The following is a 14,211-nucleotide window of genomic DNA, read 5'->3' as shown; positions in this document are numbered from 1 at the left end:
CTCCCCCTTACCAACCCCCACCCCTGTAAAACCTTAGAAGTGGCTAAATTTTAAAAAGCGTTGCTTTTTAAAATTTAGCTGATTTTATTTTTACTGAAATGCTTCGCATTTCTTGCAATCGTGGTAAATTTACCCATTTTTTCTATTATACAAAATCGAGCAAATGAAGGCAGAAAAAATAAAAATTATCCCCAATGTGCCGGTTATAACCTCGCTGATTTCAAATTCGAGCTTGATAAACATAATCGCTGCAAGCGTGCCAATCGCATAATGCGCGCCGTGTTCTAAAAAAATAAACTTCGCCAGCGTGCCACGCTCGACCAAATATATCGTGAGCGAGCGCACAAACATCGCCCCAGCCCCAAGTCCTAGCATGATGATAAAGATATTGTTGCTTAGCGCAAACGCCCCAATCACGCCGTCAAAGCTAAAACTAGCGTCCAGCATTTCGAGGTAAATAAAGCCGTTTAGGCCGTTTCTCACGCCACCAGCACTAAAAATTTTATCAAACGACTTTATCAAAATAAACAAAATTATCGCGCTAAAATATGCAATAATCGCCGTTTTTGAAGGTATTAAAACAGCCAAAACTGCGCCTAAAATCACAGCGAGTAAAATTTCAAATTTTGGGAAATTTTTGAGCCTTCTTACCAAAGCGTTTTCTTCTAAAACCCGTATCCAAGGCTCTCTGTCCTCATCGTCGAAGAAAAAGCTCAAAAACACCATCATCAAAAACGCCCCGCCAAAAATGTAAATACCATCTTTGTTTTCTTCTAAAATTTCACTATACCGCGCAGGGTTGTTTAGTGCCAAATTTAGGCTCTCGAAAAGCCCCAAATGCGAAGCAGCGCTTACTATGATAATCGGAAATGCGAACCTCATACCAAAAACCGCCACAGGTATGCCCCACACGATAAACCTTTTGCGCCAAATCGCGTTCATATCAGCTAAGACCTTGGCATTTACCACGGCATTATCGAAGCTAAGGCTGATTTCTAAAATAGATAGTAGCGCGCAAATATACGCCCCAGCGAACCCGCCTAGCCAAAATCCTACCAAAACTGCTACAAAAAATATAAAAAATGATGAATAAAAATAACGCAAATTTTTCCTTTTTTTTGAGCGATTTTAGCGTAAATTTGCCTTGAATTTAATATAATTTGCCTCAAATTTCACACAAAGGCAAAAAATGTTAAGCAACCCAGTGTTTTTAAGCATACTTTTGATGAGTATTTTGTGTTTGCTTCGCTGTAATGTCATGCTAGCTATCCTAATCAGCGCGATTTGCGCGGTGCTGACTAGCCATATCCCTCTAATGGACGCCATAGGCTATTTCATCAACGGTAACCCAGCTACTGGCAGTGTCGGCATGGGCGGAAACTTGGAAACTGCGCTATCGTATATCTTGCTTGGCGTCATCGCAAGTGCCGTAGCACGGACAAATTTGACGGCGATTTTGGTGCGAAGCGTGGCTGGATTTATCAGCGATAAAAAATTTATTTTCATCGCTATGATTGCTTTTATTTCGTGTTTATCGCAAAATTTAATCCCTGTTCATATCGCATTTATCCCGATACTAATCCCGCCACTTGTAAAGATTATGAACTCACTAAAACTCGACCGCCGCGCCATAGCCTGCGCGCTGACATTTGGTTTGCAAACCCCGTATATGGCGTTTCCTGTGGGGTTTGGTCTGATTTTTATGGGAATTATCCAAAAAGAGATGAGCAAAAACGGCATGGATGTGGGTATCAGTGATATCGCTGGGGTCATGTGGATGAGTGCCATACCTATGGTAATTGGACTTGTTTTGGCCATGCTTTACTACCGCAAGCCACGAAGTTACACTCAAACCAAAGAGAGCATTGAGGCGCATTTTGAGGAGTTTAAAATGCAAAAACGAGAATGGGGCGTGCTAGCTGGGATTATAGTGTGCTTCATCGCTCAACTTGTCCTTAGCATGGTAATCCAAATAGACGCTGGCTCAATGCCATTTGCCGCTCTGGCTGGAATCCTTACAATGCTACTTTTAGGCGGTATTCCATGGGGCGAGCTAGATAGCATTTTCGACCAAGGCGTGCATATGCTAGGATACATCGCGTTTTTGATGCTTGTAGCTGGCGGATTTGGCACGATTATCAAAGAAACAGGCGGTGTGGGCGAGCTAGTAAGCGCAGTAGCTAGCCTAAGTGGCGGCAAAATCGGTGGAGCCATGCTAATGATAGGCATAGGACTTCTTGTAACAATGGGAATCGGATCTAGCTTTGGCACGATTCCGATTATCGCGACGATTTATTGTCCGCTAGCAGCCGAGCTTGGATTTAGCGTGGCTGCGACGATTTTTATCATCGGTGTGGCAGCAGGTCTGGGGGACGCTGGAAGTCCAGCCAGCGATAGCACGCTAGCCCCTACTGCTGGGCTAAACATCGACGGCGAGCATAACCATATCTGGGATACCTGCGTGCCGACATTTATATTTTTCAATATCCCGCTAATCATCTTTGGCGTAATTTTTGCGATAATTTTATAAATTTTTGGGGTCAAATTTTGAAATTTGACCCTAGATAAATTTTAAAATTTGCAGAATTAGGCAATAAATTTGGATAATCTTTCTAACTAAAATTTCTTAAATTTGCTAAAATTTTCTCACTAAATTTCAATCAAGGAGAAAATATGAAAAAAGTCCTAATTTCACTAGCTCTCGGAGCCATTTTAGCCACCACTGCAAGTGCCAAAGGCGAAGCGGATATGCCAAAAAATGTAGTGAGCGCGTGGGATAAAACCTTTGCAAAAAGCGACAAAGTAAATCACAAAAAAGTAGCCTTCAAAAATCGCTACGGAATTACGATCGTGGGCGATTTATACACTCCAAAAAATATGAGTGGCAAACTCCCCGCAATCGCCATTTCTGGCCCTTATGGCGCAGTCAAAGAGCAATCTAGCGGACTTCACGCGCAAACCTTAGCCGAGCGAGGATTTGTAACTTTGGCGTTTGATCCAAGTTTCACAGGCGAGAGCGGTGGCGATGTGCGCGACATTTCAAGCCCTGATATAAACACAGAAGATTTTAGCGCAGCCGTGGATTATCTGGGCGTGCAAGACTTCGTCGATAGAGAAAAAATCGGAATTTTAGGCATTTGTGGCTGGGCTGGATTTGCGCTAAATGCCGCTATCAGCGATACTCGCATAAAGGCCGTTGCGACCACGACGATGTATGATATGACCCGTGTAACCGCAAAAGGATACAACGACAGCGTAGATGAAAATGCTAGGTATGAAGCCAAAAAGGCGTTAAATTTGCAACGCTGGGCGGACTTTGAAAAGGGCGAGGTAGAGTATTTGCCAAGCGGAAATATCGACCCTAAAACCATTACCGAGCAAACGCCAAAATTTGTCGCTGACTACGCGCTGTATTATAAAACCGAGCGCGGTTACCACGAACGCGCAATCAACTCAAAAGAGCATTTTTGGAGCAAAACAGACGCGTTAGCGCGTATGAGCGATAAAATTTTGACCTACGCAAATGAGCTTCGCGCCCCTGTTTTAATGGCGCACGGCGAGATTGCTCATTCGCGATATTTTAGCGAGGACGCATTTAAAGAGCTTGGAAGCAAAAACAAAGAGCTTTTTATCGTGCCAGGGGCAAGTCATACGGATTTGTATGATCTGAAAATTCCGTTTGATAAATTTGAAGAGTTTTTTAAAGCAAATTTGAAATAAATTTGGCAAATTTGGCGCGAATTTGCGCCAAATTTAACTTAAATCACCAAAATTCCAGCATTTCTCATTAAATTTAACGCGCACTTTTCATAATACTCGCGCTCATGATTTGGCGCGTCGTATGTCGCCACACACTCGCTAGGCACCACGATATCTTTGTTGATATCATTTTCGTTGAAATATGTGCGAAGCGCAAGGGCAAATTGCAAAACGCAAATATCCGTGCAGCACCCCGTAATCACAAATCTATCAAATTCGCTCAAAATAGCCTTATCAAGGGCGTAAAAGCCGTTTGTCGAGCGTTTTTTGGTAGTGTTTTGGGGGGTGGCAAATTCGGCAAGTTCATCGATTATTTCGGCCTCTGGCGAGCCCTCGATACAGTGCGCTGGATAGCGTTTCATCTCCAAATCCCGCTCACCGTGCGCGTCGCAGATGAAATGCACGCCTGCGCTTCTGCGGATTTGCGAAGCGATTGCGGGTGCGATTTTAGCGATGTTTGGATCCGCCATTGCGCCAAATTTCGCAAAACCATTTACCATATCGATTACAAAAACTAAATCCTTCATAAAATCTCCTTTAAAATCTCTTTTCGCTCATCTTTTAAAATATCCATTTGCGCCCGAACTAGCGAAATTTGGGCTAGATTAATACCGCAAATTTTACTTTCTTGTCCCACTCCAAGCTCGCACAAAATCTCTCCCTCAGGGCTAATCACGCACGAATGCCCGCCAGAGGCGCTATTTAGGGCTACCAAAAAACACTGCGCCTCAATCGCCCTAGCCCGAGAAAGAGTGCGGAAATGCTCTATGCGAGAGTGCGGAAACTGCGCGATGACAAAAATAATTTGCGCGCCATTTTTGGCAAGGTAGCGGAAAATTTCGCCAAATCGCAAATCATAGCAAATCGCAAGTCCGATTTTTAGGGACTTTTCGCCCTGCGAAATTTCACAAAGCCCAAATTTATCGCCAGCGCGGACAAATTTATTTTCACCTGAATTTGAAAAAAGAAAAATTTTATCGTAATGATAAATTTCACGCCCATTTTGATACACCAAGGCGCGGTTGTAAATTTCGCCATTTTCGTTCAGTGCTAGCCCAGCGATTGCGACTTTTTGCGCTGAAATTTCGCGTAAAAATTCGCGCGCTTTTTCGTTTTGCTCTGACGAAATTTCGCTAAAAATTTCAGGCGCAAATCCGCTTAAAAATGTCTCAGGAAGCACGATAATATCGCAATCCCTCGCCTGCGAAGCCAAATTTCGCGCATTGGATAAATTTTGCTTGTATTTTAAAATTTCGCTTTTAATCTGCGCTAGTGCGATTTTCACTTTTTTACCCCTCTTATTTTTCCAGCCCTCTCATAGCGTTTGCGTGAGTGAGCGCAACCGCGATAGCATCGGTTATATCGAGCGGTTTGATCTCGCCTTTGAGCCCTAGTATTCGCTTGACCATGAAGGCGACCTGCTCTTTTGCGGCCTTTGCCTTGCCGGTTACGGATTTTTTTATTTGAAGTGGCGTGTATTCGGCGAAGTTGCCATAAACTTGCAAAATTTTTAGCCCCAAAGCCCCGCGAAACTGCGCTAGTTTTAGCACGGATTGGGGATTGTAGGCGTAAAACATACTCTCGATTGCGACCTCGTCGATTTTGTGTTGCGAAAATATAAGATCAATCGCCTCTGCCATTTGCGTCATCTGAAACTGCACATTTTCGGCCTTCATTTTCACTAAACCTGCTTCGACGAGCGAAATTTTATTCATATTTTTTTCTAAAATCGCATAGCCTAAATTTCTAGTCCCCGGATCAATTCCTAAAATTTTCATCACAATCTTTCACTTTAATTCACGCCTTATTCACTTGTGAATTACTTTATAAATTTAACACAAATTTAGCGAAATTTTGCTAAAATTAAGGATTAAACAAAGGAAAATTTATGGCAGAAACTCAACCACAAGAAATTTTATTAAGTTTAGCGGGCGAAATTCCACCGCTTGATTACGAAAGATATATCAAAAATTTAAAATTTAATGAAAAGAACTCTACCTCTGAATTCTTTGTTTATCACGCAAATAACGAGCTTGTGGCTAGATACATACAGACTAAATACGCTGAGAGGATCAAAAATGCGCTAGTTAAAAAATTTGGCGTTAGCAATATCACGGTCAAAATCACTTCAAAAGCCAAAATTTCTCCAAAAGAAATTTCAAAAATGATTCCGCAAGACAAGCCAAAAAGCACGATTGTCAATGATAATTACACATTTGAAAATTTCATCGTGGCTGATTCGAACAAACTCGCATTTTCTAGCGCAGTCAGTGCCGCCAAAAACCCCGGAAACAAAATGTATAATCCGCTGTTTTTATACGGACCTAGCGGGCTTGGCAAGACCCATTTGCTCCAATCAATCGCAAATCACTGTATCAAAAAAAATCTAAGCGTCATTTGCGTAACCAGCGAGCAGTTTGTAAATGAATTTATCTCAAATTTGGAAAATCAAACAATGGATAAATTCAAGCACAAATACCGCAACTGCGATATTTTGCTAATCGATGATATTCAGTTTTTGGTAGGCAAAAGCTCGACGATTGAGGAGTTTTTCTTCACTTTCAACGAACTAAGAGAAAAAAAATGCCAAATCGTCCTAACCAGCGATATCGCGCCAAAATACCTAAAAGGCTTTGAGGAACGCATGATTTCAAGATTTAGCGACGGGCTAATCGCTGATATCATGCCGCCAGAATTAGAGACCAAAATCGCAATCATCAAGCGCAAAAGCGAAGAAAATAATTTTTATGTCCCAAACGATGTCATACAATACATCGCCGCGAATATGGGCGATAATATCCGCGAAATCGAGGGCGCACTAAACAAACTAAACGCATTTTCATCGCTTGTAAATGCCAAAATAGATTTAGCATTTGCCAAAACCACGCTTCAAGATCAGATCAAAGAACACTACCAAAATGTCGATTTGGAGCAGATTATAAGCGTGATTTCAAAAGAACTAAATATCAAACCAAGCGAGCTAAAAAGCAAAACAAGGGCCAAAAATGTCATCGAAGCGCGCCAAATTTGTATATATTTAGCCAAAATTTTAACCAAAAATTCAATGCCAAAAATCGCGTCGTATTTCAATCTCAAAGATCACAGCGCGATTAGCAAAAATATCAAAAAAATCAACGAAACGATTGATAAAGATGAATTTTTTAAAATCAAAATCGAAGAGTTAAAAAACAAAATAACCCAAAAGGAAAATAATGAAAAAATATGAAATAAAATCAAAATTTGTGAATAATGGTGAATAAAATGACAAATTTAATTCACAAAGCAAATTTCGCTAAATTCAGCATTTGCGCGGGGTATTCACTAAATCCCACACTCTACTATAACAAAAACAAAAATTTAAAATTTAAAGGACAGCTATGAAAGTCATAATTGCAAAAAAGGTTTTAGAAGACATTGTTTCAAACACCAATCCTTACCTTGACAAAAAGGATTTAAGCTCGATTACTTCTCATATTTTAATCAGAGCTAGAAACGGCGAACTTAGTATCAAGGCCACAGATCACGAAATCGGCCTTAGCTATGTTTTGCCTTATGCTATGATTGAAGAAGAGGGCGAAGCCACAGCCAATGGCTCAAAGCTTCTTAGCGTAATCAAAGGTTTAGGCGACGAAAATGTTACATTAGAGACAATGAACGGAGCGCTTTTTGTAAAACAAAAAAAGTTAAAATACAAACTCCCTATGTTTGACTCAAAAGATTTCCCAAATTTCCCTACTATCGAGGGCAAAAACAGCTTCAATGTAAATGCTTTGGTGCTTGGCAGAAGTCTTAAAAAAATATACTCTTCAATCGATACAAACAACCCAAAATACGAGCTAAACGGAGCTTTGATTGATGTAAAAGACGGATATTTAAATTTAGTCGGAACCGATACTAAACGCCTTAGTGTCTTTGTGCTAAATACAAATATGGGCGAATTTGCCAAAAAAGATACTCAAATTTTAATCCCTAAAAAGGCAATTGGCGAAATTCAAAAGCTATTTTCAGATAAAATCGAAATTTATTATGACGAAAATGTCCTTTTAGCAGTGAGCGAAAATTTCGAATTTTTCACAAAACTAATCAACGGAAAATTCCCAAATTATGAGCGCGTAATCCCAACTGAGACAAATTTTAAAGTAATTTTGCCACGAGATAAATTTGTCGGTGGCGTAAAAGCAATCAACGCAATGTGCGAGGAAATGAAGGTTACGATTAAGCCTGATGGCATTATTTTTGAGAGCATTAACGAGGATAATTCTGAGGCAAAAGCCGAAATCGAGGCAAATATCGCAGTTTCATCAAATTTGATTTTTGGCGTTAAAAACAGATTTTTACTTGATTTTCTAAACAGCGTCGAGGACGATATGTTTGAGTTAGATTTTAACAACTCAGAAACAGCATTTGTGCTAAGCTCAGGCGAGCTAAAAACGGTCGTAATGCCGATTAATAAAATTTAAGAAATTTAAGGGAAAATTTAATGGAACAACAAAATTACGGTGCAGGAAATATTAAAGTTTTAAAAGGTCTTGAAGCGGTTAGAAAACGCCCAGGAATGTATATCGGCGATACAAATATCGGAGGACTACACCACATGATTTATGAGGTTGTGGATAACTCTATCGATGAGGCTATGGCTGGGTATTGCGATACTATCGATGTAGAAATCACGCGCGAGGGCAGCTGTATCGTTACAGACAACGGCCGTGGAATCCCAGTAGATATGCACCCCACAGAGCACTTACCAGCAGCGACTGTGGTTTTGACCGTTTTGCACGCTGGTGGTAAATTTGACAAAGACACTTACAAGGTATCAGGCGGACTTCACGGCGTGGGTGTTAGCGTCGTAAATGCGCTCTCATCAAAGCTAGTTTTGACAATCAAACGCCAAGGCAATGTTTATCGTCAAGAATTTGCAAAAGGTAAGCCAACTACCGATTTAGAAATCATAAAATCAACAAATCGCACTGGAACGACTGTGGAATTTTGGCCAGATGGCGAAATTTTTGAAATTTTAGAATTTAATGCCGATACTTTGTCAAAAAGATTTAGAGAATTAGCATATTTAAATCCAAAAATTACCATAAATTTTAAAGACCAAAGAGACGGCAGAAATGAGAGCTTTCATTTCGAGGGCGGATTAGAGAGCTTCGTAACTGATATGAACAAAGCCTCACCCGTTAGCAAGGCAGTTTCATTTAGCGATAGCGTCGAAGATGTCGCTGTGGATATCGCGCTAATGTATAATTCAACCTACGATGAAAAATTATTAAGTTTTGTTAATAATATCAAAACCCCAGACGGCGGAACGCACGAAGCTGGATTTAGAGCGGGACTAACTCGCGCTATCACAAACTATATCGCAGCAAACGCAGCCGCACGCGAAAAAGACACCAAAATCACCGGCGATGATGTCAGAGAAGGTCTAATCGCAGTCGTAAGCGTCAAAGTGCCTGAACCGCAATTCGAGGGGCAAACTAAGGGCAAACTTGGTTCGAGCTATGTCAAACCAATCGTGCAAAAAATGACCTTTGAGGTGCTTTGCAAATATTTCGAAGAAAATCCAAACGAAGCACGAGCGATTATGGAAAAGGCTCTTTTAGCGGCCCGTGGTCGCGAAGCTGCGAAAAAAGCGCGCGATTTAACGAGAAAAAAAGATAATATCAACTCAGTCGGCACACTTCCAGGAAAACTCGCTGATTGCACCAGCAAAGATGCTAGTATGAGTGAAATTTTCCTTGTCGAGGGCGATAGTGCGGGCGGATCTGCCAAAGGTGGTAGAGATAGGGAATTTCAAGCGATTTTGCCTTTGCGCGGTAAAATTTTAAATGTCGAAAAAGCGCGCTTGGATAAAATTTTGCAATCCGAAGAGATCAAAAACATGATAACCGCCTTTGGTTGTGGCGTGGGCGAGGAATTTAATGCAGAAAAACTTCGCTATCACAAAATCATCATTATGACAGATGCCGATGTCGATGGTAGCCATATCCAGACCCTGCTTTTGACATTTTTCTTCCGCTATTTGCGTCCGATTATCGAAAACGGCTATGTTTATATCGCTCAACCGCCACTTTTCAAATACAAAAAGGGCAAAAAAGAAATTTATCTAAAAGATGAGCGCGCACTGAGTGAATTTTTGATCGAAACTGGTATCGATATGGGCGAATTCGAAGGAATTGGCAACCAAGATTTAATCGATTTTCTAAAAATCGTTTCAAACTACCGCTCACTTTTAAACGAGCTTAAAAAGCGTTTTAGCGTCATTTCCGCGATTAGATATCTAATCGAAAACGACGAAGCGCGCTCTATGGAATATTCTGCGCTTTTTGAAGTGATTAAAACGCGCTTAGAGAGTGAGGGATTTAATATTTTAAATTCAAATGTCAGCGAGAGTGAAATTCGTATCTATGTCCAAACTCCAAATGGTTTGGAGCAGCTAAACATCAACGAAGCCTTGCTTACAAATCATATTTTTGCCGAAGCGATCCGCGTGTATGGGCTAATCAAAGAGCGTGAGGTCGATTTTGGCAAGGATTATATCGAGGTTTTGGACGAGATAGAGCGAAATTCGAAAAAAGGTGCGTATATTCAACGCTACAAAGGTCTTGGCGAGATGAACCCAGATCAGCTTAGAGAAACCACGATGAGCAAGGAAAATCGTCGTTTGCTTCGCGTGGGCATAGCTGATGCGCAAAGCGCTAGCGATACATTTAACCTTTTTATGGGTGATGAAGTGGAGCCTAGGCGAAACTATATCCAAGACCACGCAAAAGATGTTAAGAATTTGGACATTTAATGGGTAAATTTATCGAAAACGAAGTAATTTTAGTCTCAGAGCAAAAAGAGCGCGAAACCAGATTTATAACGGCACTTAAAATTTCAGTGCCTTTTACACTCCTGCTTATCGCTTTTGGATATACGATGTTCAAAAACGGTGAGTTTAATAGCGATGATGTGATACTTTTTTCGCTACTTTTGATTTGCTATGTGTATTATGTAATTTATCAAATTTACTTTGGTTTTAAAAAGACGCTAATCGATCCAGTCAGCCATGTATTCGTGCGCGATGAGATCGAGCGAATTTTAAAAAAGCAGATGAAAAAAAACAAAATCAATCATGTGGTTTTGCTTCGTATCAAAAATATCGCCGATATCAACGATAGATATGGTTATCAAAATGGCGATGATATTTTGTATAATTTTTGCAAAGAATTTGCGAAATTTATGTCAAATCAGGGCTTTAAAAATTTGCACATTGGGCGTTTTATCAACGGCCACTTTATCTTTGGGCTTAATGGCAAAATGGCGAATTTAACGCACATTTTGAAGATGTTCGAGCATAAAATTTCAAATCAAAGCATAAACAATATCGAGATTAAAACCGAATTTGAAATCATGCCTACTTCGTATGACAAAAATCTCAGCAATATCACAAACGCACTATTTTTTAAGATAAATCGCAAAGAGGTCGAAGAGGAAAAATCCAGCGAAAATATTGATCTAAATAAAATTTTGCTAGATGATTTTAACAAAGATGTTGTTGATGCGATTGACAATGAGAGTTTTAGCTTTAAATTTCAATATGTCGCCGATAAAAATGGCGTCAAATCGCATATAAACTTAATCCCAAAACTCGATCTCAGAACCGGCGATAAGGTTACAAAAAGCCGAATTATCGATATTTTGCACTTTAATAATTACGATATCAAATACGATATTGCGATGATTAAGCAAATTTCGCGCATTATCTATTTTAAGGATATCGAGCATAAAATTTTTATCGAAATCATGCCTCAGACACTGCGAAATGCCGAGTTTCGCAACGAAATTTTAAAGCTAATTGACAATAATCTAATCGATCCAAGCAAGATTGTTTTGGAGTTTAACGAGGAAGAAATTTACTCCGAAACAAAGCGATTTGCCGAAATTTTGCTTAAATTTAAAGAGCTTGGATTTAGCTTTGGACTTAGCCAGTTTGGCGGTGCGAACGCGAGTTTCGAGTATTTTAAATTTTTCGATATTGATTTTGTGATTTATGATATCGAGTATAATAAAAATTTAGGCAACGAAAAAATAAAAAATGTTTTTATGAAACTAAACGAAATGTGCCATAAATCGGGCATTAAAAGCATTATTCGCTTTGTAGATAAGCCGAAATTCCAAGACGAACTCTACGAGCTTGGGGTCGATTTCGTGCAGGGTTTTTGCGTAGGCAAACCAGAAGATATTATAAATTTAAGGAAATAAAATGCGTTATGGCGAAAAAGAGATAAAAGAATTTGACATAGAAAAAATGGAAATTTGGCCAAATAAACACGAAAATGATTATTTGATCAAAATCACGCTTCCAGAGTTTTGTTGCCGCTGTCCGCGCTCAGGATACCCTGACTTTGCGACGATATATTTAGAATACATACCGAATAAATTTGTCGTAGAGCTCAAAGCAATCAAACTCTACATTAACTCATTTATGGATCGCTACATCTCCCACGAGGACAGCGCGAACGAAATTTACGCTACCTTGCAAGAAAAATTGCAACCAAAATACCTAAAAATCGTGGCTGACTTTAACCCGCGCGGAAATGTGCATACCGTGATTGAAATAAATTCGGATAAAATTTACAAATGATAAGTTCAAATTTAGTAGAAAAAATCTTTAAAAGTGCGAGTATTTCGCGCTGGAACGACTACCCAAAAATGGTAAATTTAGTCGAGCTTGACAAACAAGCGCACAAATTTATCATTGCCTATTTTATCGCTAGTTTTGAGCGCGATATAGATATGAGCTATGTCATCGAGGCTGGGATTTTTGATTTTCTCTCACGCATCGTAGTAACTGATATCCGCCCAGATGTCTTTCACCAAATTCAAAAAAGTAAAAAAGATCAAATTAACAAATGGGTTCTCTCACAGCTTGAAAACGACCTTTCTAGCGTGCAAGATGGCGAATTTTTAAAACGATTTATAGCCTATCAAAACGGCTACTCGCACGAAAAAGAAAAGCTCATTTTAAAGGCGGCAAGTTATCTGGCTACGAGGTGGGAATTTAATATCGTTTATCAAACTAGCCAGTTTTTAAACGATATCGAAGAGCTTAAATTTAAGGTCGAAGAGGAATTAGAGGATTATTACGAGCTAATTGGCGTGCGAAAAATCGTAATGAATAAAAAACTAGCCCGAATTGTAGATCTTAGCGGCAGGTTAAGGTTTCAAAAGCGCTGGGCGCAAACCCCACGCATACCTGAGACTAGCGTGCTAGGCCACATGCTAATCGTGGCGATTTTAAGCTATTTTTACTCGCTAAAAGTAGGCGCGTGCAAGAATAGAATTTTTTATAATTTTTATTGCGCGCTTTTTCACGATCTACCTGAAAGCCTTACCCGCGATATCATCAGCCCCGTAAAATACGGCGTGGCTGGGCTTAGCGACATCATCAGCGAATACGAAATGCGTCTAATAGATGATAAAATTTTGCCCTTTGTGCCGGAGCATATCAGAGATGAGTTTAGCTATATTTTGGGTATTAGAAACGACGGCGAGAAATTTATAAAAGATGAGTTTGAAAACAGAATTTACGAGCTTGGCGGTAAGCCAAATTTCGCAGACGGCTCGCTTGGTGCGTATAACGAGGATAAATTTCGCGCAATTGATGGCAGGGCGCTTAAATTTTGCGATAAACTAGCCGCGTTTTTCGAGGCTGGAATTTCGATAAGCTATGGCGTCAAAAGCAAAGAATTAGTCAGCGGATATAACTCAATGCTCGAAAATTTTAAGAGAAATAAAAGTATAGAAGGCGTCGATTTTCACAGCGTTTGTGATGATTTCATCGAAAATTTTGGATTGGATAGGGTTGAGTTTTAAAACCCCTTCCCAGATGACTGCGGCACACGATAGGTAAAAGTGCTCTGCTGTGTTCCCACCCTGAAGCGGTGTTTTTAAAAACCGTTGCACAGGTCTAAGAAAGGGCGAACTGGATTATATTTAAAAGTTTCTTAAAATAAGGTTATAAATGAATTTAAAAGATTATATTTTTTCGGTTTTTCGTGAAATTTCGATTTCTCACCACCGCTCTATCGAATTTAGAGCGAAAATTTTCGCTGCAATGTTGCTTGCTAAAAAAAAGCAAACCGATGAGGATTACGAAAATCTGCGCGAAATCGCAAGCGAAATTTACAGCGACGATTCGCGCAGAGTGGGGGTTTTGGTATCGATTGTGAGCGAATATATCCAAAAGGCCCACACCTACAAAAGTCTAAATTTAGACTCACTTTTAGTAGAAATCGACAAAGAGATAAAAAATGCGCCTCGCTATGTCAAAAAGATCGATTTCTCGCACCTTAGACGCCTCATTAGCGATGATGAAAACGACGCTTTAATCCAGCAAAGAGTGTATGAGTTTTTGGTAAATGAGGTCAAAGAGTATTCTTAGAATTTAAGAATTTTTAGTGTATA

13 protein-coding genes and 1 other RNA gene are annotated in these 14,211 nt (G+C 39.8%); 9 read left to right on the top strand and 5 right to left on the bottom strand.

Going from position 1 to position 14,211, the window contains the following annotated elements; translation table 11 throughout:
• Positions 1–129 precede the first annotated feature (129 nt).
• Positions 130–1,104, bottom strand: coding sequence for a DUF475 domain-containing protein (locus OFN91_RS04455; protein WP_270873415.1), 975 nt, complete (start codon positions 1,102–1,104; stop codon positions 130–132).
• Positions 1,105–1,189: 85 nt separating this feature from the next.
• On the opposite strand from OFN91_RS04455, the gene OFN91_RS04450 reads away from it, so the two are divergent.
• Positions 1,190–2,530: a Na+/H+ antiporter family protein gene (locus OFN91_RS04450; protein WP_270873414.1), complete on the top strand. Its 1,341-nt coding sequence runs from the start codon at positions 1,190–1,192 to the stop codon at positions 2,528–2,530.
• Between the two features lie 218 nt (positions 2,531–2,748).
• Positions 2,749–3,720, top strand: coding sequence for an alpha/beta hydrolase (locus OFN91_RS04445; RefSeq protein ID WP_270873416.1), 972 nt, complete (start codon positions 2,749–2,751; stop codon positions 3,718–3,720).
• Between the two features lie 38 nt (positions 3,721–3,758).
• On the opposite strand, the gene OFN91_RS04440 is transcribed toward OFN91_RS04445, so the two are convergent.
• The 3 genes from OFN91_RS04440 to ruvC are packed head-to-tail and all read right to left on the bottom strand — an operon-like array spanning position 3,759 to position 5,537.
• Positions 3,759–4,286, bottom strand: a complete 528-nt coding sequence (locus OFN91_RS04440; protein ID WP_270873413.1) for a cysteine hydrolase family protein — start codon at positions 4,284–4,286, stop codon at positions 3,759–3,761.
• Positions 4,283–5,044: a nitrilase-related carbon-nitrogen hydrolase gene (locus tag OFN91_RS04435; protein WP_270873412.1), complete on the bottom strand. Its 762-nt coding sequence runs from the start codon at positions 5,042–5,044 to the stop codon at positions 4,283–4,285. Before OFN91_RS04435 ends, OFN91_RS04440 begins: the two co-directional genes overlap by 4 nt.
• 13 nt (positions 5,045–5,057) lie before the next feature.
• On the bottom strand, positions 5,058–5,537 hold the full coding sequence (gene ruvC, locus OFN91_RS04430; RefSeq protein WP_270873411.1) for a crossover junction endodeoxyribonuclease RuvC: 480 nt from the start codon (positions 5,535–5,537) through the stop codon (positions 5,058–5,060).
• A gap of 110 nt (positions 5,538–5,647) precedes the next feature.
• Between ruvC and dnaA the strand changes: the two genes are divergently transcribed.
• The 6 genes from dnaA to OFN91_RS04400 all read left to right on the top strand — a co-directional run bounded on the left by dnaA (position 5,648) and on the right by OFN91_RS04400 (position 13,620).
• On the top strand, positions 5,648–6,985 hold the full coding sequence (dnaA, locus tag OFN91_RS04425) for a chromosomal replication initiator protein DnaA (protein ID WP_270873410.1): 1,338 nt from the start codon (positions 5,648–5,650) through the stop codon (positions 6,983–6,985).
• Positions 6,986–7,136: 151 nt separating this feature from the next.
• Positions 7,137–8,219, top strand: coding sequence for a DNA polymerase III subunit beta (dnaN, locus tag OFN91_RS04420; RefSeq protein ID WP_270862632.1), 1,083 nt, complete (start codon positions 7,137–7,139; stop codon positions 8,217–8,219).
• A gap of 20 nt (positions 8,220–8,239) precedes the next feature.
• Positions 8,240–10,555: a DNA topoisomerase (ATP-hydrolyzing) subunit B gene (gyrB, locus tag OFN91_RS04415; RefSeq protein WP_270873409.1), complete on the top strand. Its 2,316-nt coding sequence runs from the start codon at positions 8,240–8,242 to the stop codon at positions 10,553–10,555.
• Complete coding sequence (locus tag OFN91_RS04410) at positions 10,555–12,006, top strand: EAL domain-containing protein (RefSeq protein WP_270858644.1); 1,452 nt, start codon at positions 10,555–10,557, stop codon at positions 12,004–12,006. The genes gyrB and OFN91_RS04410 overlap by 1 nt, the downstream gene beginning before the upstream one ends.
• A 1-nt stretch (position 12,007) precedes the next feature.
• Entirely contained in the window at positions 12,008–12,388 is a 381-nt protein-coding gene (gene queF / locus OFN91_RS04405; protein ID WP_270858643.1) for a preQ(1) synthase, read from the top strand.
• Positions 12,385–13,620 carry an HD domain-containing protein gene (locus OFN91_RS04400; RefSeq protein WP_270868635.1) on the top strand — a complete coding sequence of 412 codons (1,236 nt, stop codon included), beginning with the start codon at positions 12,385–12,387 and terminating at the stop codon, positions 13,618–13,620. Before queF ends, OFN91_RS04400 begins: the two co-directional genes overlap by 4 nt.
• Positions 13,621–13,623: 3 nt before the next feature.
• Here OFN91_RS04400 and ffs read toward each other — a convergent pair.
• Positions 13,624–13,721, bottom strand: an RNA gene (ffs, locus tag OFN91_RS04395) — signal recognition particle sRNA small type.
• 47 nt (positions 13,722–13,768) lie between these two features.
• On the opposite strand from ffs, the gene OFN91_RS04390 reads away from it, so the two are divergent.
• Positions 13,769–14,188, top strand: a complete 420-nt coding sequence (locus OFN91_RS04390) for a hypothetical protein (RefSeq protein WP_270871308.1) — start codon at positions 13,769–13,771, stop codon at positions 14,186–14,188.
• Positions 14,189–14,211: the final 23 nt, after the last annotated feature.

Source organism: Campylobacter sp. JMF_08 NE1 (assembly GCF_027737875.1).
Lineage (GTDB): Bacteria > Campylobacterota > Campylobacteria > Campylobacterales > Campylobacteraceae > Campylobacter_B.
The sequence above is the reverse complement of the archived record's forward strand: the minus strand, read 5'-3'. Positions and strand labels throughout refer to the sequence as shown.

Coding starts and splice junctions, on each gene's coding strand:
- OFN91_RS04450 (WP_270873414.1), top strand. CDS start 1,190: ATGTTAAGCAACCCAGTGTTTTTAAGCATACTTTTGATGAGTATTTTG.
- OFN91_RS04445 (WP_270873416.1), top strand. CDS start 2,749: ATGCCAAAAAATGTAGTGAGCGCGTGGGATAAAACCTTTGCAAAAAGC.
- OFN91_RS04440 (WP_270873413.1), bottom strand. CDS start 4,286: ATGAAGGATTTAGTTTTTGTAATCGATATGGTAAATGGTTTTGCGAAA.
- ruvC (WP_270873411.1), bottom strand. CDS start 5,537: ATGAAAATTTTAGGAATTGATCCGGGGACTAGAAATTTAGGCTATGCG.
- dnaA (WP_270873410.1), top strand. CDS start 5,648: ATGGCAGAAACTCAACCACAAGAAATTTTATTAAGTTTAGCGGGCGAA.
- dnaN (WP_270862632.1), top strand. CDS start 7,137: ATGAAAGTCATAATTGCAAAAAAGGTTTTAGAAGACATTGTTTCAAAC.
- gyrB (WP_270873409.1), top strand. CDS start 8,240: ATGGAACAACAAAATTACGGTGCAGGAAATATTAAAGTTTTAAAAGGT.
- OFN91_RS04410 (WP_270858644.1), top strand. CDS start 10,555: ATGGGTAAATTTATCGAAAACGAAGTAATTTTAGTCTCAGAGCAAAAA.
- queF (WP_270858643.1), top strand. CDS start 12,008: ATGCGTTATGGCGAAAAAGAGATAAAAGAATTTGACATAGAAAAAATG.
- OFN91_RS04400 (WP_270868635.1), top strand. CDS start 12,385: ATGATAAGTTCAAATTTAGTAGAAAAAATCTTTAAAAGTGCGAGTATT.
- OFN91_RS04390 (WP_270871308.1), top strand. CDS start 13,769: ATGAATTTAAAAGATTATATTTTTTCGGTTTTTCGTGAAATTTCGATT.